This window comes from Psychrobacter sp. JCM 18901, assembly GCF_000586435.1.
Taxonomy (GTDB): domain Bacteria; phylum Pseudomonadota; class Gammaproteobacteria; order Pseudomonadales; family Moraxellaceae; genus Psychrobacter.
Genome location: NZ_BAWH01000008.1, coordinates 93,184 through 119,798, shown reverse-complemented (window position 1 = coordinate 119,798; position 26,615 = coordinate 93,184). Strand labels below are relative to the sequence as shown.

Genomic DNA, 26,615 nt, shown 5'->3' with positions numbered 1-26,615 from the left:
ATATTTTTCTATAGTTACTATTCTACAATATCTAGCTTTTTAGACATATCTAGGTGTTAATCTATTCAAGATATATTTAATAAGCATTACTTTTAAGAAAGATTTTCGCTTAATACTCTATAATTGATATTATAAAGTGAAAGATTTTTTTCAGCTAAATAGTTAATTATATTATCATTTTCCTTAACTAATAAAACCAATTCCCATAACGAAAAAATGACTCTCTTACAGGACAGTAACCTAAACACATAAGAAAAATTATATTCAAAATGTAATACTGCTATAAAGGGTACAATAGGATTAGACATGACCACAAATACTTTAAGAAAAAATCAAATCAGATTCTTTTAAATGATTATCAATTTTCCCGTAGAAATAAAAGATCATTCTAATAGCTAGTTCTAGTCGGCGTTTCAATAAGTAATCAATTTTTTCCATATGGAAAACATTTTATTTGCAAATCTCTCTCTAATTAAAGTGCAGTTGGAAAACGTTCCAATTACCCATATTGATAAAGCCATATTCCATTTTAAATTTTTTTAATAAGTTCCTGTAATTCCTTAGTTGCTTTTAAGTTATATTTGGCTCAAACATAGGCTAATATTTTGCCTATAACACTTATATAAGTATAAATATTCCATAATTTATACTCCTTACAATAATGTAAGTTAAAAAGCAGTCACCTCCTAAATGTTTAAAATATTTCTTCTTAGAAATATTCTAATATTTAAATAAGCGTATAATGTTACCAATGCTCTTAGATACAATACTGGCTATATCTTTAACTCCCCCAAACCCCAATATTCATCAATCGTATTTTACTTCCTATATCAAAATGACAAAATTTGTACGTTGATGGATGTTAGTCAATAATTTGAAGTTTATAGGCATTACGTTATTAGTTATGCTCAGTATAACTGTTATGTTTTTTTTCTCTAAACTAGAACTGTGACGATTAAAGAAATTGTTGTCTTCATAATTTCGAATATATCATCATATTTTATTTGTCATATCTTTGTAAATTTTTAGAAAGCCGTCATAATCACGTATTATTTTTATGATCAAAAGTGTACTTCCTACTACTATCGTTATTATCTACAGGATTGTAGATGTAAGAGTTAATTCCCTGCCTCATCAGCGCATTATTAACTACACGAAAATGATTAGTTTTCTGAATGCCTAGCTTTTTAATAGAAGTGTTTTCACCATGAAGCACTCTATTATAACAAATACGATTAACGTGCTTGAACTTACCAATTTCGCTCAATTTCAAGTACATATCATAGTCTACTGCATTCTCGATGTCTTCATCAAAACCAGATGTAAGATTCCAAGCTCTTATAGTGAACATCCTAAAGTGATGGACTATCATAGCTGTGGAAAATTTTTCTCGTGAAAATACTGGCCAATTATACCCATTAGAGATTAAATTGCCGTGACTATCTACATTTCTGTTTGTTGTATAAACACAAGCTAGATCTCTATCTTTGAAAAATTCATTCAGGCAGAGCTCAACTGCGTCTACCTCTAAATAATCGTCTGAATCTAATTGACCTATATAGTATCCGCGACACATCTTAACAGCTGTATTTGATGCTTTTGCAATACCGCCATTTTCTTGAGTTACAAATCTAACCCTAGGATGATTACTATATCTAGCTTTCAAAATATCAAGGGTGCTATCAGTCGAACCATCATTGCAAACACATACTTCTAAGTCTGGAATAGTTTGATTTAACGCGCTTTCAATACATCTAACTATACTATCTTGGCAGTTATAAGCAGGGATATAAATTGAAACCAACGGTACTCTTTTGATTGTAGCAGTCTCAATGGGTTCTAGCTTACGATAAAAATAAGGAACTTTTTGTTCAATTATTTTGCGAGTAATAGCTTGACCTTCTGAACGATCAGTCTCATTTTCTTTACCGGGAGGCTCTTGATGATACGCTAATGCACTTTCCAAAGATCTGAAAAAGCAACCCATCTTATAAAGACGATAACCAAACTCATTGTCTTCTCCGCCCCAATGTGTAAACTCCTCATCAAAATAACCAGCTGCATCTAACCACTTACGAGCAAAAGCTACATTACCTCCGCTAAAGTATCTAAACGGGCTATTACATAAACGAAGATTGTCGGTTTTTTCAAAATGAGCTAAACGCCAGTCTTTTGAGATACCACCTTCAGAAGATGTGCTAATACTATCTGACTTCACTGGAGGTAGTTTTTCAAAAATATAAGCATCTTGATATACTGATTTAGTTTTTAATTGCCTTGTATCAATATATTTACGTGGGCCTATGTAAGCAGTATCTGAGTCCTTTAAAAGCGCTTGGACATATGATTCAACCCATAATGGATTTGCCGCCATATCACAATCTAATATAGCCAAGAATTCGTATTTCGCGGCTCTTATTCCTAGGTTCCTAACTGCGCAAAGTTGATACCCATAATCCTTTTGACGCACAAATTTGATATCTAACTGGTCTTCAAACTTCTTCGTAATTTTTGTTATTTCTTCTGAGCTACCGTCATCTGCGACCACTACTTCAAAAGGGTACTGCGTTTTTTTGATTCAATAAAGAAATTAAAGTGATATTTAAAATCTCTGAACGATTAAAAGTTGGAATAATGATACTTAAGCCAACCTCATCCATATTTTTAACAAAACCCTTGGAGATACTCTTATAATTCAAAGACCATTCATAGTCATTAGTTGATTCTGGTAAAGAGTACAACTGAAGATCGCTTGGCCATTCAGAGGGAACCATATTGATATTCTTTACAAAAGCAGCCTCTGATTCGAATTTTTTATTTTTATTTATTTTATCTAGCCATCCTTTTCTTTTACTTGTATCACTGGACCTTGAAATATTATCTAAGAGTACTTTAGTAATATTATCAAATTCATTATCAGAACCTAATTTTTTTCTAGAGATTGTTTCTAGAGAGGATTGGTTATATTTTTTTTGTAATTTTCTTCTTACAGCTTTCAATATTCACAGCTAAAAGTTCTTTCCCATATTTTTTTTCCAATTCTATATATAGGCTAATGCTTCCTCATAGTCACCCTCTCTAAATTTTTTTATTAGCACTGATAAAGCTCATAGTATATTCCGATGTTTATATAATCAATAATAAATATATAGGTTATTTTTTCTTTAGTTCTTTTCGAAATTCAATTAGTTTCTTACCAATACTTAAAGGTAAAGTCAAAGTGGCTTTAGGAGATTTTGAACTTTCTAGCAGCATAACTCCTAATTGATAAGATAAGTGCTCCCTAACTTTGTCAGCTTCCATCTTATCTCTATATTCTTCTAAGTCTGGAAGGGCTGCCTGATTATTTTCAGGTTTTCGGAAATCTCTATATTCCTTGGCTAAAGCTAAAGGCAAAGCTGCTATCTCTTTAGGTTTTTTTGCTTTAACCATTTTTGAACCTAATCGGTATGGCAGGTCATTTTTAACTCTATCAGCTGCACCATAATAAACTTGAGCTTTTGAAGAAAGCTGATTAGATACTTTATTATGTAATGTAGTAGTAGCAAGATCTGCAGAGCTTAATGATTGACCTTTTGAGAAATACTTTTCCAACTCTTCTTGTGTATAATGAAGTTGCTTAAGCAACACCTCATTTTCTTGTTTCAGTTTTTCTGATAAACCACTTTCTTTATTGATTGATTTTAATTGCTTAGTTTCTTTATACATTTGATCTAGCGTAGATTTATATTGGTCAACAATAACTTGACTATCTATTACTTTCTTCTCTGCCTCATGATTAGCAGAATTCAGTTCCTCTATTTTTTTTGATAGTAGCTTATTGTGTTCTGATATATATTCAATACTTTCACTTTCTATAAATTTCCTTTCTAGTTCTTCTTGAGCTCGATGAAGCTGTTTTAATGCCTCATTACTTTCATTTATTGATTCTTTATATTTAAATTTCAAACTTTGAACTTCTTGACTATATTGCTGTTTAACGCCTTCTAATTCTTGGATCAGCTTTTGATTTTCTACTAGATATTGCTTATCATCGTTTTCTTCAAGATGATTCAAAGCAGCAATCAAACTATGCAGTTCTGTTGACCTTTTTTATATATAGGCTCGCTACTTTTCATTGCTGCTTTATTCAATAGTGTATTAAACAACTTAATTATTTCTGGATATTTTTTTAAGATTTCATTATGGATATGCTCTGCAACAATATTATCTTGCTTTGAAGGAACATTATTATTAGATATCTGGCCGGTATCATTATTAGAAGTTTGCCATGTACTTTTTAATCTTAGATTATTAGAAATTGCTTTCATTTGCTCACCTAGATTAGCATTATTATCCAGTGCACAGACCCCTTCGATCAGTATTGCCTTATCACTATGGTTTTCGAGTATAGATAGTAGTTTTGTATGGTAATCAATCCATTCACTTATTACACTGTCGATAATATCTGTAGTAAGGTTAGCGTTATCTAACTTAAATAATAACTGGTTCGGATGGTCAAATACTAATATAAATCTAACGTTAGGTTCAAGCTGTTGCCAATAATCTAATGCTGGAAGATTTTTTTCGTGAGCCCAACCCCAGTTTTCAGCATCTAAATTAGATAACAAAAAATCGACCATAATGCTATCGGCTAATTTAATATTCGCTACTGATAGATCTGTACGAGACAATATCTTATAAATAGTATCTGTTACTTGCTGAGGGCTTAGCTTATGAGTATAACTTTTTTTCAGGTTTGCTTAATCCTCTTTCATACATTTTTTTGCATTAGTTTTTTTTGAATGGGAAGAGTAATGCCCAGCTTGAATAAGAATACTCATAAGATCCTCTTGATAAGCAGTTAAATTAAGAAATTAGATACAGTATATAAAACTATTCATAACCATTCGGATTCATACTTTGCCAATGCCATGTGTCTTTACACATGTCAGTAATAGATAGCTTTGCTTGCCATTCTAATAGCGATTTCGCTTTATCAGCACTGGCATAGCAACTAGAAATATCACCACTACGGCGGGAAGTAAACTGATAGGGAATAGTCTTTCCAGATACATCAGAAAATGCAGATATTAATTCCAATACAGAAGTGCCTTTGCCAGTTCCTAAGTTGATGGGCAAAAAGCCTACTAAGTTTTTTTGTATCGTGCGACTTTCGTTTAGATTAATCTGTTTATCTAGGTAGTTTAGTGCAGCCACATGACCTTGAGCCAAATCAGTGACATGAATGAAGTCACGAACGCCTGTTCCATCTACTGTAGGATAATCATTACCAAAAATATTAAGTTTGTCGAGTTTGCCGATAGCCACCTGCGAGATATAAGGCATTAAATTATTTGGTATGTCCTTAGGGTCTTCACCAATTTTCCCTGAAGTATGAGCGCCTACTGGATTAAAATATCTCAAAGCAATCATGTTCCAACCAGTATCCGATATAGCTAGGTCTTCTAAGATATGCTCGACCATAAGTTTGCTTTGTCCATAAGGGTTGGTACAGGAACGCTTCGAGCTTTCATCGATGGGTAAGGATTCAGGATCACCATAGACAGTGGCTGATGATGAAAAGACTAAATTCTTCACGTTATACTCTGTCATAACTTCTAACAAGTTTATAGTGCCACTGACATTATTATTATAATACAGTAATGGCTTTGCTACTGACTCTCCAACTGCTTTTAACCCCGCAAAATGAATAACGCCAAAGAATTCATGCGAAGCAAAAATTTTTCTAAGTAACTCAGTATCTCGAATATCACCTTCGACAAACTCAATATTTTGACCAATTAGAGTAGAGATACGATTGATCGCTTCACGGCTACTATTAGATAAGTTGTCATACACGACAATATCATAGTCTGCTTCATGTAAAGCAATACATGTATGAGAGCCGATATACCCTGCACCACCAGTAATTAGTACCTTGTTTTTCATAAGAGTTTCAGATATAAAAAAGACACCCCATTGTAGGGGTGTCTTTATCATATTTCAATATAGATTTAGTAGTTTAACTGTAGACTAATGCCTATCTTACCAACCAGTAACTTCTTTTAGCTTGTCGCCAAGTTTAGAGGGGTCACGTGTATACGCGATACCAGCATCTTCAAACGCTTTGAATTTCTCTTCAGCAGTACCTTGACCACCAGAGATGATAGCACCAGCATGGCCCATACGCTTGCCTTCTGGAGCAGTAACACCAGCGATATAACCAACAACTGGCTTAGTTACATGGTCTTTGATATAAGCAGCAGCTTCTTCTTCAGCAGTACCACCGATCTCACCGATTAGGATGATAGCTTCAGTTTGTGGATCAGCTTCAAATAGCTTCAGTGCGTCAATCTGGTTCATACCAGGGATAGGATCACCACCGATACCGATACAAGTTGACTGACCAAAACCAAGCTTAGTAGTTTGAGCTACAGCTTCGTAAGTCAATGTACCAGAACGTGAGATGATGCCCACTTTACCTGGCTGATGGATATGGCCTGGCATGATACCGATTTTGCACTGACCTGGAGTGATAACGCCTGGGCAGTTAGGACCAACTAGACGCACGTCGCCAGCTTCTTCAAGATAGCGTTTTGCTTTTAGCATATCGATAGTCGGTACGCCTTCAGTGATCACAACGATCAACTTAACACCAGCATCGATTGCTTCAACGATAGAGTCTAGTACAAATGGTGCTGGTACATAGATAACAGAAGCGTCAGCTTGAGTCGCTTCCATGGCTTCCGCCATAGTGTTAAATACTGGTAGGCTAGGTGCGTTTGACCGCCTTTACCTGGCGTCACACCACCAACTACTTTTGTACCATATTCGATGGCTTGTTCAGAATGGAACGTACCATTTTTACCAGTAAAACCTTGTACCAATACTTTGGTATCTTTATCGATTAATACACTCATTATATTTTCCTTGTATTCGGTTGTCTTGTAACAGTGGCCTTTATAGCTATTGTTATCGGATTTTGATAACCAATCTTTGCTATAAAACCACCACTACGATTTGACTACTATGCTTAAGCGTTTATCTCTAAACACTTATGTTTAAAGACTTACGCTTTAACAGCATCGACAATTTTTTTGAGCCGCGTCAGATAAACCTTGAGCTGAAATCAATTTCAGACCAGACTCTTCTAGGATTTGTGCACCTAGCTCAGCGTTGTTACCTTCTAAACGAACAACAACTGGTACTTGTACGTCAACTTCTTTGATAGCAGCGATGATAGCTTCTGCAATCATGTCACAACGTACGATACCGCCGAAGATGTTGATTAGAACGCCTTCAACACTGCTGTCTTCTAGGATAATTTTGAACGCTTCAACAACGCGATCTTTAGTTGCGCCACCGCCAACGTCCAAGAAGTTAGCAGGCTTGCCGCCATACAATTTGATGATGTCCATGGTCGCCATTGCAAGACCAGCACCGTTAACCATACAACCGATGTTGCCTTCTAGAGCAACATAGTTTAGGTCAAATTCAGCAGCTTTAAGCTCACGCTCATTTTCTTGAGTCTTGTCTTGTAGTGCTGCGATTTTTGGCAGACGATATAGTGCGTTTGAATCGATACCGATTTTGCCATCAACACAAACGATTTCGCCATTTTCACGAACAGCTAATGGGTTGATTTCCATTAAAGCAAAGTCGTTTTCAACGAATGCTTTATAAGCGCCAGTCATCAATTTAACGAACTGGTTGATTTGCTTGCCTTCTAGACCAAGTTTGAACGCAACGTCGCGCGCTTGGAAAGGCATCAAGCCAACTAAAGGATCAACATTTACTTTGAAGATTTTTTTCTGGAGTGCTGTGTGCTACTTCTTCGATATCTACACCACCTTCGGTAGATGCCATGAAAGTTACACGACGAGTTGCACGATCAACGACTGCGCCAAGATATAGCTCAGTTTGTACTGGATACATATCTTCTGCAACTAATACGAAGTTTACTGGCTGGCCATCAGCATCAGTCTGGAACGTTACTAGGTTAGTACCGATCAGCTCTTCAGCAACTTGCTTAGCTTCTTCACGAGTTTTAACTAGCTTTACACCACCAGCTTTACCGCGACCACCAGCATGTACTTGCGCTTTAATTACCGCAATGTCAGTTGGGGTTTTATCAAAAGCTGCAGCAGCTTCTTCGCCGTTATGAGCGATAATGCCTTCTTGAATTGGCAAACCGTAGCTTTTTAATAGCTCTTTTGCTTGATACTCATGTAAATTCATTGATTGTATCCTTTATTTTTTTACAATTAATAAAAAGTGAAATCAAGTGCGTACATACACATATTAATCATACGTCTGACGCACTCATGATTGTGGTATCACCAAGATAGCGATACCCCAATCAGGTTGTAAATCGATAATAACTAAACGAGCAACTACTTATTTCTTACGCTTTTTGCGCTGGATAGCGTGAATAGCACGACCATCTGCAGATAGAGCAGCTTCATGTACTGCTTCTGAAATAGTTGGATGAGCAAACGTCATCAACTGCAAGTCTTCAATGCTAGAAACAAATTCCATCGCGATCATACCTTGATGGACGATATCACCAGCACCAGCAGCGATAGCATGCATACCTAATAGACGATCTGTTTTCGCATCAGCAACTACTTTCACAGAACCTTGCGCTTCGCTTTGCGCTAATGCACGACCGTTAGCAGCTAAGTTGAAAGAACCTGTTTTAACTTCATAGCCAGCTTCTTCAGCTTCTTGCTCAGTCAAACCTACCCATGCGATTTCTGGATGAGTATAAATGACATTGATGATAGTGTCATAGTTAACTTGAGGTTTTTCGCCATGAATACGCTCAACAGCCATCATGCCTTCTTCCATAGCTTTATGCGCAAGCATAGGACCACGGACCAAATCACCGATAGCATAAACGCCATCAAGATTGGTTTTGCACTGGTCATTAACATCGATAAGGCCACGTTCAGTCAACGTGATACCGCTGTCTTCGCCAAGCAGTTTTTCAGAATAAGCGCGACGACCAACACAAACGATTAGCTTATCAAAGCTCTCCTCGCTCGATTCGCCTTTGCTTTCACTAGTGACGACAACTTGGTCACCTTGTACTTCAGCATTGGTTACTTTGGTATCGACACGGATATCAAGACCTTGCTTCTTCAGCATTTTGCCAGCTTCTTTTGAGATGTCTTTGTCAGCAGCAGCTAAGAAGCTAGGAAGTGCTTCATATACGACTACTTCTGCACCTAGACGACGCCATACTGAACCAAGCTCAAGACCGATAACACCAGCACCAATAACGCCTAGACGCTTAGGTACTTCAGTGAAATCAAGTGCGCCAGTTGAGTCAACAATACGGTCGCCGTCAGTTTTGGCAACAGGAATCTCGATAGGCACAGAACCTGCCGCAAGAATAACATTCTTAGCAATGATCGTCGCTTCGCTTTCGTCTTCTAGAGCAGTAAATTTGACTTTTTTGTCAGTGCCCGTACCATCAACTAAAGTACCCCAGCCTTGTAGCCAGTCAACACCATTGCCTTTTAGCAACGCTGCAACACCGCCAGTCAACTGCTTAACAATGCCTTCTTTACGCTCTATCATTTTTTTCGATATTGATAGCAACGTCACCAGTACTGATACCGTGCTCGTCAAGGTCATGCTTAGTAGCTTCGTAACGATGTGAGCTGTCAAGTAGGGCTTTTGATGGGATACAACCAACGTTTAAGCAAGTACCGCCAAGTGCTGGCTCGCCTTTATAAACACGCTTTTCGATACAAGCAACACTCATACCGAGCTGGCCTGCACGAATAGCTGCTTCGTAACCACCAGGACCGCCGCCGATGACGACTAAATCATAATTGTCTTTCATAGTACGTTCCTATTTTTAATTGTATGTGTCATTTAAACTGGTTGTTATCTCGCTGATAGATCAGCGTTATCTACACTGAACAGTTAATACACTATATCAATGAGATAGACTCACTCATCGATAATCGATAGCGAGTCACCATTATTAAATTTATTTAAATACAGTTATCAGCGCATCAAGTGATCACTGATTTATAAAAATCATTATCTATACCAAAGTTAAAAAGCTTGTATCAGCGGTTGCCAATACAAGCTTAAAAGCTTACAGGTCTAGTAGTAGCATTGCAGGGTCTTCGACCAACTCTTTGATAGTTACCAAGAACTGTACGGCTTCTTTACCATCGATCATACGATGGTCATAAGATAATGCTAAGTACATCATTGGTAAGATTTCAACTTTGCCATCGACAGCCATTGGGCGGTCATTGATAGCGTGCATACCTAGGATAGCAGTTTGTGGTGGGTTCAAGATAGGTGTTGACATCAATGAACCAAATACACCACCGTTAGAGATAGTGAAAGTACCGCCAGTCATATCTTCTAGGCCAAGTTTACCTTGCTGTGCTTTACCGCCAAACTCACGGATTGTGCTTTCAACGTCAGCCATGCTCATGCGATCAGTATCACGTAATACTGGAACAACCAAGCCGCGATCTGAAGATACTGCTACACCGATATCATAAAAACCATGATAAACAATGTCATCGCCATCTAGTGAAGCGTTTACTGCTGGGAAGCGTTTTAGCGCTTCTGTCGCTGCTTTTACGAATAACGACATAAAGCCTAAACGTACGCCATGACGCTTTTCAAACTTCTCTTTGTACTTAGCGCGCATGTCCATCAATGGCTTCATGTTCACTTCGTTAAACGTCGTCAACATCGCAGTATCTTGTGATGCTGATAGTAGACGCTCAGCAACACGCTTACGAAGACGAGTCATTGGAACACGTTTTTCAGTACGCTCACCCATTGACTCAGCAACAGGACGGCCGCTATCAGACTTGATGCTGCTGTCTGATTTCAATGTCGGGTTAGCCATATCAGTTTTGGTTACACGACCACCGCGGCCACTACCTTCAACTTCTTTAGGATCTACGCCTGACTCTTTTGCTGCTTTACGAACTGCTGGGCTTTGATCTTTATGATCAGCTTCGCCTTTCTTATCTGTTGCTTGAACAGGCTCGCCACCATCAGCAGCTTGTTTTGCTTGAACTGGCGCAGCTGGTTGGTCTGGATCTACTGCTGGCGCTTCTTCTGCGCTAGCACCAGCACTTGCACCGGCTTCAAACTGAGCGATAAGCTCATCAGACAATACAGTATCGTCAACTTGCTTTACGATTTTGGTCAATACACCATCATCAGGTGCTACAACTTCTAATACAACTTTATCAGTTTCAATTTCAGCCAATAGGTCATCACGATTAACTTGTTGACCTTCAGTGACGTGCCACTCAACGATTGTGCCATCGGCAACCGATTCTGGAAAAACGGGGGCTTTGATGTCAGCCATCGATATACTCCTTAGATTTGGATATTCATACTTATTATTAAGTCGTGATAGGCAGTCAGTAATTTTCTAATAACTTTGCTTATATTTTATTAAAAAGCACTGACTGTCATCGCCTGATTCATCTATCTTCTATAATCTTTTGATTAGACAAGGTGTTACTGAGCTAATTCATCAACACTTATGCCAAGGCCACCAGCAATGAGTGCTTGCTGTTGTTGAGCGTGCAGTTTCGGTGATCCTGTTGCAGGGGCTGCACTAGGAGGACGCGCTACTGGCTCCATGACTTTTGCTTTGGTTGGATGCGGTACGACAATACGGAACATATGCGGTGCTAAATAGTACCAAGCGCCTTGGTTCAATGGCTCTTCTTGCGTCCATACGATTTCAGCTAGGTTGCTGTACTTTTCGATTTCAGCGATTAAGCGAGTCTCTGGTAATGGATACAATTGCTCAATACGAACGATAGCCACATGATCAAGACCTAATGCGCGGCGTTGCTCTAACAAATCATAATAAACCTTACCACCACACAGAACCATACGAGTCACTTTATCTGCGTTGTGATCGTCCATCTCTGGCAATACCGTCTCAAACTTACCGTTAGCAAGCTCTTCTAGGTTAGAAGTCGCTAGCTTATGACGTAATAAGCTCTTTGGTGACATAACGATCAATGGCTTACGAATAGGACGTACAGCCTGACGACGTAATGCATGATAAATTTGCGCAGGAGTCGTTGGCGTAATGACCTGCATATTGTCTTCAGCACATAGCTGTAAGAAACGCTCTAGACGTGCAGATGAATGCTCAGGGCCTTGACCTTCAAAGCCATGTGGTAACAACATAGTCAAACCACAAACACGCTGCCATTTAGTCTCGCCGCTTGAGATGAATTGGTCAATCACAACCTGAGCACCGTTAACGAAATCACCAAACTGTGCTTCCCAAACGATCAATGCGTTCGGTACAGTGGTCGCGTAACCATATTCAAAGGCTAGTACCGCTTCTTCTGACAACAATGAGTTATAAGTAGCAAAGCGCGCTTGATTTTCGCTCAAATGTGACAATGGTACATACATGCTACCATCATTGACATTATATATTTCACTGTGACGATGTGAGAAAGTACCACGGCCTACATCTTCACCAGTAATACGTACTAGTACGCCATCGTTATCAACCAATGATGCATAAGCCAATGTCTCAGCTGCACCCCAGTTAAGAGGCTCTTCGCCAGTTTGCATCGCTAGACGCTGCTCAACGACTTTTTGAACCTGACGTTGTAACTTGTAGCCTTCTGGCATTTCGGCCATACGGCGTCCATAACCTTTGAGCTTTTCGATATCAACACTGGTATCCCAGTCATCAACCAAGTCATGACCTAGATAAGGTTTCCAATCTACGAACAGCTGCTCGTTAGGCTCTTGAACCAATGAGCTAACAACATAATCACCACGGTCTAACGACTCACGATAGTCATCTTCGTACTGTTTCTCTTCTTCGGCATTCAAGATACCTTCTGCGATAAGCTTCTGCGCATAAAGAGTACGAGTAGTCGGAAGCTTCTTAATAACAGCATACATCAATGGCTGAGTTGCAGATGGCTCATCTGCTTCATTATGGCCATTACGGCGATAGCAGAACAAATCGATGATGATGTCTTTGTCAAACTTATGACGATAATCTAATGCTAACTGAGCAGCAAATACGACTGCTTCAGGATCATCACCGTTTACATGTAGGATAGGAGCATGAACCATCTTGCAACGTCAGTACAATATTCAGTTGAACGAACATCTTCTTGACGACTAGTAGTAAAGCCAACTTGGTTATTAATCACGATATGCACAGTACCGCCAGTGGTATAAGCACGGGTCTGTGACATTTGGAAAGTTTCTTGAACCACACCTTGACCAGCGAAAGCAGCATCACCATGAATCACGATAGGTAATACTGAATTACCACCAGTATTATCTAGTAGTGGCTGATCGTTACGACGTACTTGACGGGCACGTACTGAGCCTTGTAGTACTGGCGCGACAATTTCAAGATGCGATGGGTTAAATGCTAAAGCCAAATGCGCTTCACCGCCCGGTGTCATCACATTAGATGAAAAACCATTGTGGTATTTAACGTCACCTGAGCCTTTTTCTGGCTGTACTTTACCATCAAACTCATCAAACAAATCTGCAGGATTTTTACCTAAGATGTTGACTAGTAGGTTTAGACGGCCACGGTGAGCCATACCAATGACCATTTCTTTTGTGCCATAACCACCAGCACGTTGAATGATTTCATTGATAGCAGGAATGAAGCTCTCGCCCCCTTCCAAACCAAAACGCTTAACACCCGTGTATTTACGAGCAAGGTATTTTTCTAGACCTTCAGCAGCCGTTAAGCGCTCAAGAATAGATAAACGTTTTTCTTTATCGAATTTGATATAGCCTAGATTGGTCTCTAGGTATTCTTCCATCCAGCGTTTTTCGGTACTGGTGGTAACATGCATGTACTCGACACCGATATGGCCACAGTAAACACGTTCCATGATTTCAATGATTTCGCGCAATGTCGCTTCATCTTTACCAATAACTAAATCATTGGTTGGGAATACGGTATCGAGATCAGCTTCTGACAAATTATGATAAGCAAGCGTCAAATCTTCTACTGCTGCACGTGGGTGCAAATCTAAAGGATCAAGCTTGGCACGGCGATGACCGCGACGACGATATGCTGAGATTAGTTGCTGTACGCCCATCTGCTTAGGATCACAGTTGGCAGAGCTGCTAGAGCCGGTATCAGTACTGCTACTCTTATTTGCCGTTTGATTACGAGCAAGTAGTAAGAACTGATCTTTGATAGCATTGTGCTGAGCATCGTTCTGCGACTTATACTGTTCAAAGTACGTTTGCCAGTCGGTATCAACACTATCAGGGTCTGTTAGGTATTGCTCGTAGAGAGCTTCTATATAGTTGGCGTTATCGGCAGCCAGTTCGGTATGTACTTGGCCAGATTTTTCTTTGGTTATACTATTCATAATAATCGTCTATTTGATAGATAAATGAATGGAATCGTGCTTATTATTGTGTCAGTCGTTGTATGCTCAGGTAGTTAGACAATGTGTCATATCCTGTTAAATACTATTCGATAAAACACTTTTATCCCTAAGTATTGCCATCACCATAGAATATTGCTGTCATTGTCTACAAGAGCAAGTGATGCTAAATAGTGGTAACAAGTCTTATTGCAATACCCGTCTAAAAATAAAACTATTTGTGAACGCTCAGTTTTCTTATCTAGCTCGTTTCACAACATTAATTTATATATACTTCTTTGAGTCATAACCAATCCATTAATGATAAGCTATTAATAGATAATTATATTTTCAGCTAACCTATAAACTGGTTATTGATGCTGAGTTACCCTAAATTTGCTGATGAATCCTGCCTTTTCAGACAGACATACATTGCTGTATAGATTATCATGCCCATTTTTTGCGACATAGTTTGTTTGTTCAATACTAGGTATTTATGTAATGAATATCTATCATCAATTATAAACGCATAATCATTGTGCGCATAGTATTTTAGCCTGATAATGTCATAATCTGCTCAAACGATACATATTAAGCGCTAAAAAAGACGCTTTGATCATCTCATTAAATACCAAATACAATTATACCAAAATTCGACTGTGTCTATATTCGATTATATAGGGTGATTGTCTATATATTATTTCTTCTTACATACGACCAACGTATTGACCATACAGTTTTACTCATAAATCATTTAATACCTATTTTTCAATAGGCTAAATTCATCATATCTTTTAAATGACAGGTCAGCTATAAAAGTAGTAAATCTATATATCAGCTTTTTAACTAACAAAAACACCACCTAATGAATAGGTGGTGTTTTTCGTATAGTAACTATAAATATCAATTACCTATGCTTAACCAGCTTGGTCAATCAACATATTACGTAAATGACCGATTGCTTTGGTTGGATTCAAGCCTTTTGGACAAACTGATACACAGTTCATGATACCGCGGCAACGGAACAAGCTAAACGGATCGTCTAAGCGAGCTAAACGTGCTTGAGTATCACCGTCACGACTATCAGCAACGAAGCGATAAGCATGCAGTAATGCTGATGGACCTAGGAACTTATCAGGATTCCACCAGAAAGATGGGCAACTGGTTGAACAACAAGCACATAGAATACATTCGTATAGGCCGTTCAGCTTTTCACGCTGTTCAGGCGACTGTAGACGCTCAGTTGGCGGTGCTGGCTGATCATTGATCAAGTACGGGTGTACTTTTTCATACTGCTCATAGAACTGGTTCATATCGACAACCAAATCACGAACCACTGGCAAACCAGGTAGCGGACGAACCGTTACTTTTTCTGGTAGCGTGTTCATGTTGATTAGACATGCCAAACCGTTCTTACCATTGATGTTCATGCCGTCAGAGCCACAAATACCTTCACGGCAAGAGCGACGGAAAGTAAGCGTTTCATCTTCTTTCTTTAGGCGTAATAGTACGTCAAGCAACATACGATCTGAATCAAGTAGCTCAATCGTATAAGTTTGCATGCGTGGCGCTGCGTCCAGATCAGGATCGTAGCGATAGATTTCGATGGTGCGAGTACCTCGGCTCATAATGCTAAACTCCACACGTAGGTGATGGCGGGCATACAAAGATTGCAACATATTTGCGCTAGCTATTAATCAGTACTGATAACCAGTATCGGGTACCAATTAATAGCGTAGTAGCGCTGGCATGAGCATGTAGCTGGCGGTCACCTTTTTAATAAATTAATAAGGGATAAAACGTTAACACTGCTGTTATCTATCAACTATATATAAAGCATGCAGTCTAGAATTAGTAGACGCGGACTTTTGGTTCGATATAATCAACGGTTAATGGCACTTTACGTACTGGCTTATAAATGATGCGATTGCCTTCAGAGTACCATAAAGTATGCTTCATCCAATCGTGGTCATTACGGCCGTTAGGTGCGTAATCATCATCTTCTGGACGATCATAATCAGATACACTGTGTGCGCCGCGGCTTTCATGACGCTTCGCTGCAGATATCATTGTCGCTTTTGCTACCTCATATAAGTTAGCAACTTCGAATGCCTCAATACGTGCTGTATTGAACACTTGTGATTTATCGCCAAGATGAATCTTGTCGATTTTTTTCACCTAGCGCTAAAATCTTCTCAACGCCTTCGTCCATCATCGCTTGCGTACGGAATACACTAGCGTGCTTTTGCATCGTAGCACGAATCTCATCAGCCACGTCTTGCGCGTTATAGCCTTCAGTAGACTGTTGCAGTTTGTCTAAACGCTTCACTGTAAAATCAAGTACACGTGGATCAAGCGGCTTGTAGTTGTGATCTGCATGGTGGAACTCATCAACGATATGCTTACCAGCTGCACGGCCAAATACCAATAGATCTAGTAGAGAGTTCGTACCTAGACGGTTAGCACCATGTACACTTACACAAGCACACTCACCGATTGCATAAAGACCTTTAACCACATTGCCTTTAGCATATAAACCGTCCTCATCAGTACCTGCTTCTAGATCCGGTACAATCACTTGACCATGAATAGTGGTTGGAATACCGCCCATCATGTAGTGAATGGTTGGGATTACTGGAATTGGCTCTTTAGTGATATCAACGTTGGCGAAGTTTTTACCGATCTCAAATACTGATGGTAGACGCTTCATGATGGTTTCAACACCTAAATGCGTCATATCCATTACGATATGATCAGCATTAGGACCACAACCACGGCCTTCTTTGATTTCTTGGTCCATTGAGCGCGATACTAAATCACGTGGTGCCAAGTCTTTCACGGTTGGTGCATAACGCTCCATGAACGCTTCGCCATCTTTGTTACGCAAGATAGCGCCTTCACCACGGCAACCTTCAGTCAATAGTACACCTGCACCATGAACACCAGTTGGGTGGAACTGCCAGAACTCCATGTCTTGCAATGGAATACCAGCACGTACTGCCATGCCAATACCGTCACCAGTATTGATATAAGCATTGGTAGAAGCTGCGAAGATACGACCAGCACCACCTGTCGCTAGGACAGTAATTGGTGACTGGAATACTGCAATCGTACCCGTCTCTTGCTCAAGCGCGACAACACCGTTGATGTTGCCAGCTTCGTCTTTGATCAAATCAAGGGCAATCCACTCGATAAAGAACTCAGTGCCCTGCTCTAGGTTTTTCTGATATAGCGTATGTAATAGTGCGTGACCTGTACGGTCAGCAGCGGCACAAGCACGTTGTACTGCTTTTTCGCCATAGTTAGACGTGTGACCACCGAACGGACGCTGATAAATCGTACCGTCTTCGTTACGGTCAAACGGCATGCCCATGTGCTCAAGCTCATAGACTACTTTTGGCGCCTCACGACACATATATTCGATAGCGTCTTGGTCACCCAACCAATCTGATCCTTTAACGGTATCATAGAAGTGGAAGTGCCAGTTATCATTGCTCATGTTACCCAAACTTGCACCGATACCACCCTGAGCGGCAACCGTGTGCGAACGCGTTGGGAATACTTTGGTTAGGACTGCAACCTTCATGCCCGCTTCCGCTAAATGCAATGAAGCACGCATACCTGAGCCGCCGCCACCAACGATAACTGCATCGTAGTTTAGGGTCTTGATATTACTAATGGTATTGTCTTGTCTAGTTGCCATTACGGTTTTCCTAATGCCTGTTAATGCGTAAAAGTAAATCAAAGACTTTTTGAGACATCTCTATTACAGCTATAAAGGCTTACTATTTGGCCATTTCTACGCTTATAAAATAAAGACTCTCAATAATCGTTAACCACTTAATTTGCATATCTATCGTTATACTGAACTAAGCCTACTCAACTATAATCAGATTAGCTGATCAGTAATGCCAGTCCAATGCTATGACTATTCTTGGCTATCAACGGATGACTCTAAAATACTTTGCCAACTAATGTATTAGTTGGATGCATCCGTCGTTATATATAGATATCAGAGCTTTTTATGAGATGGTTAAACGGCAGCGATACCGAAACCGTTACCCCAAAAAAATCATGATGCCCCAAAATAGAAATACTAAAATAGCGATAATCATCAATGACTGTAGTACTAAACGTAAACCTGCTGCGCTTGAGCCCAGTTTGCCTGTTGTAATATAGTCAGTAAATACTGTCCACATCCCAACCCAAGCATGACCAGCTAGTGCAAGTACTGCAACCAAGCTGAATAGACGCATCGGTAGGCTGGTCATAAATGATGACCATTCAACGAAAGTGACATCACCATGGGTCAAAAAGAAGCCCAGCAACACCACACTATAAACGGCTAAAACAACAGCACTAATACGCTGAATAATCCAATCACGTGAGCCTGAACCTGTCAGACCAGTAGCACTTTTGATTCCTGAATCATTTTTTATCATTAGAACATCACCCATACAAATGACGCGACAACTAAAATCGCTGCAATCACAAAACTGACCATAGAGCAGTGCGGCCAGATTTTAGCTCTTCGTTCATGCCCATATCAGCAAATAAATGTTTGATACCCATCACAAAATGATATGCAATGGCGGCAACAAATATCCACGCCAAAAAGCGCACAAGTACGTTGTCAAATACGGTCGCAAAACTCTCAGGCGATGCCAATGAGTTCTGTAGTATCCATAACATGACAGGAATCAGTAAAAATAAAATAATGCCAGAGATACGATGCAAGATAGAGGCGATCGCGATCGGTGAGCGATTAACGCTAATCACTTGGCTTAAAGGCAGATCAATAGGTCGGTTGCTTTTCACAGCGGGCATCCTTTTGCGGTTATACTCCTGTATCTGCTATCAACGCCTGACATAAATAGTGCCAATTGAGCATTGAGCAACACACGAGACGAATAAAGTAAGGAAGAGCTAGCTGACTTCGTTTAGTTTGCGCTAAATATGAAGAAAGGATCATGTATATAAAGGTATTGATAGACTGTTCAATGTCGCTTGTCGAATCGACAGGCCTATCAAACAACCTATCTATTATACAACAAAGAGAATAAACATGAGTAACATCGACTAACCAGTCTATTTTAGAGGTCGTATGAATAGTAAGACAACGTTACTATGTCTTCTATATCAGAGCAGACCTTATATTAGGCACTTGAAATCCTATGCCAAGCAAATAAAAAAAGATTGGTTAAGAAGAAAGTTCAAACCATAGAATGCGGTTTGGTCTATCGTAACATCAGACAATCGTAAACAAGCATGAATAGAAGACGCTCTGAACGACACTATAACATGGTCATTTATTAATTCGCGCAAAGCTAATGCCAGTTAATTCCTACAATTATAAAATGCCTGAGCAATAATTACAAATTTATCCATTCAGTAAGAATATATACATATTTAATCAATAAATGAATGGATAAGGATAATACTGGTTTTAACAGTGATTATTATGACAAACTTTAATCCGCTTACTAGGCATAGTCTGCCAGTTTTTGGTGTCATTATTTATGAGTTTTGTCTCTTAAATATATTTAGAAACCCAAAATATTGGCTCGATAATGCTGCTATAAACTTGCTCAAAAACAGAGGAATTTTAAGCAAAATAACCTGACAGACATATTTTGATACAAAAATTACAGCGAATAACTACCGCCACACCGCGCCAATTGGACACATGGTCCATAAAAGTTTTTTTCAAATCATCAAGAATTGCTGCTAATATACCCTGCGTACTAAATGAGTTGAATGCACTTTTACCGTTCAACCGACAATGACGCGAGGGTATGCGTCTGTAGTAATTTATTCTAACAAGTCAAACCAATGGAGAGCAATTTATGGCTGATACTAATGCCAAACTAACCGTGAATGGTGAAGAATACGAACTTCCTATTATTAAAGGTACTTTAGGGCGCCCAGTTATCGATATTGCTGCTTTACAAGAATCAGGATTTTGGTCTTATGACCCTGGTTTTAAAGTAACCGCTCCTGTTGAATCAAAGATTACTTATATTGATGGTGGCAAAGGCGAGTTATTACACCGCGGCTACCCTATCGACGAGCTAGCGAACAACGCTGAATACCTAGAAGTTGCTTATGCACTTCTACATGGTGACCTACCTACTGCTGAGCAAAAAGCAGACTTTTTCGAAAAATCCGCGAGCATACTGCTGTTCATGATCAATTGCGTAAATTCTTTGAAGGCTTCCGCCGCGACGCGCATCCAATGGCTATTATGGTTGGTGTTGTTGGTGCCTTATCAGCGTTCTATCATGAAGACCTAGACGTGAGCAATGAAGAACATCGCGAAATCACAGCTATTCGTCTGATTGCTAAGATGCCTACGCTTGCTGCGATGAGTTATAAATACTCACAAGGCGAACCGTTCATGTATCCGCGTAATGACTTTAACTACGCAGAAAACTTCTTATACATGATGTTTGCAACGCCTGCTGATGTAGACTACGAGAAAAACGACGTTATCACTCGCGCAATGGACAAAATCTTTACTTTGCACGCTGACCATGAGCAAAACGCTTCTACGTCAACGGTACGTTTAGCTGGTTCTACTGGCGCAAACCCTTATGCGTGTATCGCTGCTGGTATCGCAGCCCTATGGGGACCATCACATGGCGGCGCGAACGAAGCTGTTCTTGAGATGCTAGATGAAATCGGTACTGTTGAAAACGTGCCTGAGTTCATGGAAAAAGTGAAGAGCCGTGAAGTGAAGCTAATGGGCTTTGGTCACCGTGTTTACAAAAACTTCGATCCACGCGCTCAAGTAATGAAAGAGACTTGTGATGAAGTACTAGAAGCACTAGGTATCAACGATCCTAAACTTGAATTGGCGATGGCACTAGAGAAAATTGCGTTAGAAGATCCGTTCTTCATCGAGCGTAACCTATATCCAAACGTTGATTTCTACTCTGGTATCATTTTGAAAGCTATCGGTATCCCAACGTCTATGTTTACCGTAATCTTTGCATTGGCTCGTACTTCAGGTTGGATCAGCCATTGGTTAGAAATGCACAGTGCACCGTTCAAAATCGGTCGTCCACGTCAGTTATACACTGGTGAAACGCGCCGTGATTTTGTAAAAGTTGAAGATCGCAAGTAAGCAAAAATAATCGTTATCCAATAAAAAAAATCCCGCCATCGTACGGGATTTTTATTGTCTTAACTCTCGTTATTTGATATTGATTGTTTTATGAGAAATGATTAATTCAATCAGTTCATAAAACTATAGTCAGTTACTGAAACTCTTTCAACGTTTGCTCATATTTGGCAATCTGTTCATCGTATCCTTCGATAGTTTCATTAAATTTAGCCATTAAAGCTTCAAACTCTTGTTGCTGCTTCTGTTTAATTTGCTGCATATCAACCACTTGCTGGGCTTCTATTTGTTCCCATACCTGATGTTGGATGATTAAACGGGCAAGTGCCGGACTTTTTGCACTTACTCTACCAGCAATCTCTGCATGCTCAAATAACTGCGGAACCAAGGTCGCCACATTGATTAATGTATCAGAATCCTCTGCGCTCAGCGGTGTAGTCACCGGTTGATACAAGGCGTCCATAGTTTGCTGATAGCGCTCTATGATTTGATCCTCGGTCAACATAACAGGTTTACGCGGCTCAAGACTGATGCGTTTCAAAACTTTTAAATCACGCTCACCAACTTCAGTGCTAGTATTGACATCTACCTCTGCATTTACATTTGGATCACTGTCTATCGCGTCAATATCGATATTCGATGACGCCACTTCTGCAGAACTGGTAGCAGTAGTATTCGCAATGGGAGCGGTATCATCGGTCGCTACTTCGTTATTACTATCTGTATTTTCATTATTATTAGTATTCAGTAATAAAAGCTCCTCACTGTCTGACGCATCTGCCGCTTGCAATGACTCATATTCCGCTTGCAATCGTCTCTGTAAACTCTGCGCCTGTGCGACATATATCGGCTGAAATTGTTTTATGCGCGCAGCAGCTGAGTCACTTTTTGGCATAGGCTGACTGTCTTCTACGCTTGTTTTTTTCACTGGTTTGACTGTCATCAGCTACAGGCAATGTTTCAGACTGCTGACAACCTGTCAAAAACAATACTCCTGACAGTGCGGCTACAAGCAAGGTCGATGGATATCGAGTATCAACATTAGGCTTTACTGACAAAAATTTAAACATGAGAGTATATATCCTTTGGTAAAGCAAAATTATAAAAGGGTAAGTTACAATTGCGGTTCATTATTCTTTGATTTTTAGCGACACAGTTGACTGTTAAATCGTTCAACTTACTTATCCAATATTTATCCGACTGACCTGTATCTCAATTGCTATATAGTTTAATTGTTCTATAGTTCGGTTATGCTTATCATAGTTAAGCTTACTGTTACTTTTAAAAATTAGATGATTGATGGATTATCAGTATTTTTTTGCCTTAATAGGCTGCTCTGTCAAAAATGGAATACAAGCTTCCCACTCTTGGCAGTTCTGACCACGATGACGACGTACAAAATAGTCTTGAACATGCGTGCCTGCTGCTCAATACCATACTTAAAAAATGATTTGCCTGTTTCTAACACGTAGTCATATTTTCGGTTGATAATCGCTCCGCGTACAACCTTTAAGCCTTTCTGTATCTGCCATACGTGCGTTAGCTCATGTATAAGCCAGCTTTGTTTACTCAATGGAGCTTCGCTAAAATCCGTAATCCAATCGACTGAATTAAAGTAAATATTGCCATTAGGACTGACTGCATAATGTTTTAGTACCCACCATGCTGTCTTTAACTGCACTGCATCGAGTTTGATACTGTCACCAAATACCGAATGTGCCAATGCTATCTCGCCAGCTGTCAGATAACGTGATTGCTGCTTGCCTGTATCACTACGCAAGTAACGATTGAATAAGCGTTTAAGAGTCGGTTCAGACATCGTTAATGCAATACCTTATATTTGATAAGCCATTTTTAGTGTTTAATAGTTAATAGTTAACAGTCGCAATTGGCCAATTTTCCCATCGATACGGTAAAGCTGTTAATAGTAGAGCCGTTAATATAGATGAATGATGAAAACTAAAGTGCTCGGGACACAAGCTATACGCTTAGTTAGCTTTCATTAACATATTTTTGCGTTAACCTAGCGCGTATGACATATAACAAGTACCATCCTTATAAACTAGCCTACTTCTACTGCTGATGTCTAATACTCATTACTGTTATAAAATTGATGCGAAAATCATGCCAAACGTATATGAGTGCCAACATCCAATAAGAATGATGAAGTTAGACTAGTATGCTGTTATTTGGATTTAACTATAGAGACCTTGCCGTTACTACTTTTGCAGCTAGTAAATAGTTTTTTCATTTTTCGATAGAGAGTCTTATGCCACCTAACTTCCATGCCGATACCCCACTTGCTCAGCGTATGCGCCCTACTTCTCTTACCGATATTATTGGTCAAGAGCATTTGCTGGCAACTGGTGCACCGTTACGACGTTTGGTAGAGCAAGGGCATCTGCCATCTATTATCCTGCACGGTGAAGCAGGTATTGGCAAAACAACCATTGCGATGTTGTTAGCCGATGCCGTGAATAGACCTTTTCACGCGCTCTCCGCGTTAAATACTGGAGTCAAACAGTTACGCGAAGTCCTAGATAATAAAGATTCGTTGGCATTTGAATCACCTGTGGTCTTCATTGATGAAATTCATCGCTTTAATAAAGCACAGCAAGATGCTCTATTGGGTGCGGTAGAGTCTGGTGATATTACTCTGATTGGTGCCACTACGGAGAACCCGTCATTTAGTGTCAACAACGCTCTACTATCACGTTGCCAAGTATATCGTTTAGAGCCGTTAACACCTGAGCAGATAAGTGCCGTGCTACAACGAGCACTCTCGGAAGACCATATACTCAAAAAGTTGACCGTCGATTTACAAGCAAAATATACCATTAGTCAATTGGCCCACGGTGATGCTCGAAAAGCGCTAAATTTATTAGAGTTAGCGATTCAAACAGCTGATGCCAGACAGTCGTCAGTGATTATTGATGATGAATTGGTCAGCCGAGTGGCACAAACTGCTTTGGTAAGATATGACAAAGATGGCGAGCAGCATTACGATATTATCTCAGCAATAATAAAGTCAGTCCGCGGCTCCGATCCGGATGCGGCATTGTATTGGATGGCACGTATGCTCGTAGGCGGCGAACCTGCCGATTTTATTGCGCGCCGCTTGGTAATTTTAGCCAGTGAAGATATTGGTAATGCCAATCCTAATGCCTTACTCCTAGCTGATGCAGCATTGCGTAGTGTGCAATCCATAGGTATGCCAGAGGCGCGTATTATTTTAAGTCAAGTTGTGGTGTATCTAGCGACCAGTGCCAAAAGCAATAGCACTTATAAAGCGATCAATGCTGCAATGGCGTTGGCTGAAAAAGATGCCTCACCTGTACCGCTACATTTGCGCAACGGCGTAACCAAATTGATGCGTAGTCAAGGCTACGGTCAAGGTTATGCTTATCCGCATGATTATCCTAACCATTACTATCCTCAAAGCTACTTACCAGATAATTTGGTTGGTACCAGTTTTTACGAGTTTGCAGATAATCAGCGTGAGCAGCACAGTAAGCAATTTATGGATTGGTTAAAAAACCAAGCAGCGAGCAATGATTAACTGCGATATAGATTAAATAGATTAAATAGATTAAATAGATTAATAAAAATATAACGCCTAGATTTATGAGCCAGTTTTAATGTTCATTGATAATATTTATGACTATTTTTGACATACTGAACGATATAGTGGGAAGATGGCGCAGCACGTGACGCTGAAAAGCGTTAAAATAACCTCATAATGATATATACAGGCAATTAAGCGAGTCACTTTTATATCAAATGATATTGCTTATAGCGCGATTTACTTGACCGTAGTAGCGCTTTGCTTGACCGTAACAGCGCTTTGTATTATCTACTGCTACAATAAGCAGATAGAGCTTTATATTCTAAATGACACCTATTTATAAATAATAAAATATTGAGATTTACTATGAGTTTAAATGCAATCCCTGAGATTATCGAAGACATTCGTGCTGGAAAAATGGTCATCTTGATGGATGATGAAGACCGCGAAAATGAAGGTGATATCATCATGGCAGCGACGCATGTGCGCCCTGAAGATATTAACTTTATGATTACTCACGCGCGTGGTCTTGTTTGTTTGACCTTATCACAAGCACGTTGCCAGCAATTGGCACTGCCACTAATGTCAGATCGTAATGAAGCTAAATTCAGCACCAACTTTACTGTCTCGATTGAAGCAGCTGAAGGCGTCACCACTGGTATTTCTGCTGGTGATCGTGCACGTACTATTCAGGCAGCGGTATCTTCATCAGCAAAGCCTGAAGACATCGTTCAGCCTGGACATATTTTTCCAATTATGGCACAAAACGGCGGTGTTCTTCACCGTGCAGGCCATACAGAAGCAGGGTGTGATTTAGCACGTTTAGCAGGTCTAGAGCCAGCAGCGGTGATTGTAGAGATTATCAATGCAGATGGTACGATGGCGCGCCGTGACGACCTTGAAATATTTGCAAAAGAACATGACATCAAGATAGGCACGATTGCTGACCTTATCAACTACCGTATCGCTAATGAGCAAACGGTAGAAGAAATTGAGTCACATCCTTTTGAAACTGAACACGGTACTTTTACGCTACATCGCTTCCGTGAGTTTGGGGCTGAAGAAACACATTTAGCCTTGGTAAAAGGTGATGTCAGCGAAGGTGTCAGCACTGTACGTGTACACGGTTTCCACCCATTACGCGATTTGTTTGCAGCTAAAAACGATATGACTGGCCGTAGTGGCTGGAGCGTACAGTCAGCACTAGAAGAAATCAGTGCTTCAGATCGTGGTGTGCTGGTATGGATTGGTAGCAATCAGCCAGTTGATTTGGGAGATGCGTTGGATAAAGCCGCGGACAACGAGTCGCAATCAACCATCACGCAACAGCCATATCGTAGCATCGGTGTTGGTGCACAGATATTACGTCATTTAGGTGTCCGTGATATGCGCTTATTATCATCGCCAATGAAGTTTTTTTTGCATTGTCAGGTTTTGATCTAAATGTGGTTGATTTTGTTCATGCGCCGCAACAAGACTAAAAACTGTTTAAGAGATTAGTTGAAGAATGAGTTATAGAAAAGGCACGCTGACATTATGTTAGTGTGCCTTTTTT

General features: G+C 39.9%; 11 protein-coding genes and 9 pseudogenes. 3 read left to right on the top strand and 17 right to left on the bottom strand.

Features of this window, described 5'->3' with window-relative positions; all coding sequences use genetic code 11:
* Nucleotides 1–1,042: 1,042 nt before the first annotated feature.
* From TT11_RS08065 to sdhC, 14 genes and pseudogenes are all read right to left on the bottom strand, one after another.
* Nucleotides 1,043–2,548: a glycosyltransferase gene (locus TT11_RS08065; protein WP_261869947.1), complete on the bottom strand. Its 1,506-nt coding sequence runs from the start codon at nucleotides 2,546–2,548 to the stop codon at nucleotides 1,043–1,045.
* A gap of 4 nt (nucleotides 2,549–2,552) precedes the next feature.
* On the bottom strand, nucleotides 2,553–2,999 hold the full coding sequence (locus TT11_RS08060) for a hypothetical protein (RefSeq protein ID WP_261869946.1): 447 nt from the start codon (nucleotides 2,997–2,999) through the stop codon (nucleotides 2,553–2,555).
* A gap of 154 nt (nucleotides 3,000–3,153) precedes the next feature.
* Nucleotides 3,154–4,068, bottom strand: a complete 915-nt coding sequence (locus TT11_RS08055) for a hypothetical protein (RefSeq protein WP_261869945.1) — start codon at nucleotides 4,066–4,068, stop codon at nucleotides 3,154–3,156.
* Entirely contained in the window at nucleotides 4,065–4,622 is a 558-nt protein-coding gene (locus tag TT11_RS08050) for a hypothetical protein (RefSeq protein ID WP_261869944.1), read from the bottom strand. The genes TT11_RS08055 and TT11_RS08050 overlap by 4 nt, the downstream gene beginning before the upstream one ends.
* 253 nt (nucleotides 4,623–4,875) lie before the next feature.
* On the bottom strand, nucleotides 4,876–5,931 hold the full coding sequence (gene galE / locus TT11_RS08045; protein ID WP_261869942.1) for a UDP-glucose 4-epimerase GalE: 1,056 nt from the start codon (nucleotides 5,929–5,931) through the stop codon (nucleotides 4,876–4,878).
* A 96-nt stretch (nucleotides 5,932–6,027) separates the two neighbouring features.
* Nucleotides 6,028–6,902 (bottom strand): annotated as a pseudogene (gene sucD / locus TT11_RS08040) (succinate--CoA ligase subunit alpha).
* 149 nt (nucleotides 6,903–7,051) lie between these two features.
* Nucleotides 7,052–8,220 (bottom strand): annotated as a pseudogene (gene sucC, locus TT11_RS08035) (ADP-forming succinate--CoA ligase subunit beta).
* A 159-nt stretch (nucleotides 8,221–8,379) separates the two neighbouring features.
* A pseudogene (gene lpdA, locus TT11_RS08030) lies at nucleotides 8,380–9,835 on the bottom strand (dihydrolipoyl dehydrogenase).
* Nucleotides 9,836–10,096: 261 nt separating this feature from the next.
* Nucleotides 10,097–11,344 carry a 2-oxoglutarate dehydrogenase complex dihydrolipoyllysine-residue succinyltransferase gene (odhB, locus tag TT11_RS08025; protein WP_101204629.1) on the bottom strand — a complete coding sequence of 416 codons (1,248 nt, stop codon included), beginning with the start codon at nucleotides 11,342–11,344 and terminating at the stop codon, nucleotides 10,097–10,099.
* A 155-nt stretch (nucleotides 11,345–11,499) separates the two neighbouring features.
* Nucleotides 11,500–14,375, bottom strand: a pseudogene (locus TT11_RS08020) (2-oxoglutarate dehydrogenase E1 component).
* A 914-nt stretch (nucleotides 14,376–15,289) separates the two neighbouring features.
* Nucleotides 15,290–16,000 (bottom strand): succinate dehydrogenase iron-sulfur subunit, encoded by a 711-nt coding sequence (locus tag TT11_RS08015; protein WP_055123743.1) that lies wholly within the window; start codon nucleotides 15,998–16,000, stop codon nucleotides 15,290–15,292.
* 223 nt (nucleotides 16,001–16,223) lie between these two features.
* Nucleotides 16,224–18,075: pseudogene (gene sdhA / locus TT11_RS08010) on the bottom strand (succinate dehydrogenase flavoprotein subunit).
* 355 nt (nucleotides 18,076–18,430) lie between these two features.
* A complete protein-coding gene (gene sdhD, locus TT11_RS08005) occupies nucleotides 18,431–18,811 on the bottom strand; it encodes a succinate dehydrogenase, hydrophobic membrane anchor protein (RefSeq protein WP_261869956.1) in 381 nt (126 codons plus the stop codon).
* A gap of 2 nt (nucleotides 18,812–18,813) precedes the next feature.
* Nucleotides 18,814–19,199, bottom strand: a pseudogene (gene sdhC / locus TT11_RS08000) (succinate dehydrogenase, cytochrome b556 subunit).
* Between the two features lie 1,019 nt (nucleotides 19,200–20,218).
* Here sdhC and gltA point away from each other — a divergent pair.
* Nucleotides 20,219–21,498: pseudogene (gltA, locus tag TT11_RS07995) on the top strand (citrate synthase).
* A gap of 133 nt (nucleotides 21,499–21,631) precedes the next feature.
* Here the strand turns inward: gltA and TT11_RS07990 are convergent.
* From TT11_RS07990 to TT11_RS07980, 3 genes and pseudogenes are all read right to left on the bottom strand, one after another.
* Nucleotides 21,632–22,390: a hypothetical protein gene (locus TT11_RS07990; protein WP_261869940.1), complete on the bottom strand. Its 759-nt coding sequence runs from the start codon at nucleotides 22,388–22,390 to the stop codon at nucleotides 21,632–21,634.
* Nucleotides 22,377–22,565: a hypothetical protein gene (locus TT11_RS07985; protein ID WP_261869938.1), complete on the bottom strand. Its 189-nt coding sequence runs from the start codon at nucleotides 22,563–22,565 to the stop codon at nucleotides 22,377–22,379. Before TT11_RS07985 ends, TT11_RS07990 begins: the two co-directional genes overlap by 14 nt.
* A 237-nt stretch (nucleotides 22,566–22,802) precedes the next feature.
* Nucleotides 22,803–23,314, bottom strand: a pseudogene (locus TT11_RS07980) (type IV secretion protein Rhs).
* A 450-nt stretch (nucleotides 23,315–23,764) separates the two neighbouring features.
* Here TT11_RS07980 and TT11_RS07975 point away from each other — a divergent pair.
* A complete protein-coding gene (locus TT11_RS07975) occupies nucleotides 23,765–25,054 on the top strand; it encodes a replication-associated recombination protein A (RefSeq protein ID WP_261869937.1) in 1,290 nt (429 codons plus the stop codon).
* 372 nt (nucleotides 25,055–25,426) lie between these two features.
* Nucleotides 25,427–26,541, top strand: a pseudogene (ribBA, locus tag TT11_RS07970) (bifunctional 3,4-dihydroxy-2-butanone-4-phosphate synthase/GTP cyclohydrolase II).
* Nucleotides 26,542–26,615 lie beyond the last annotated feature (74 nt).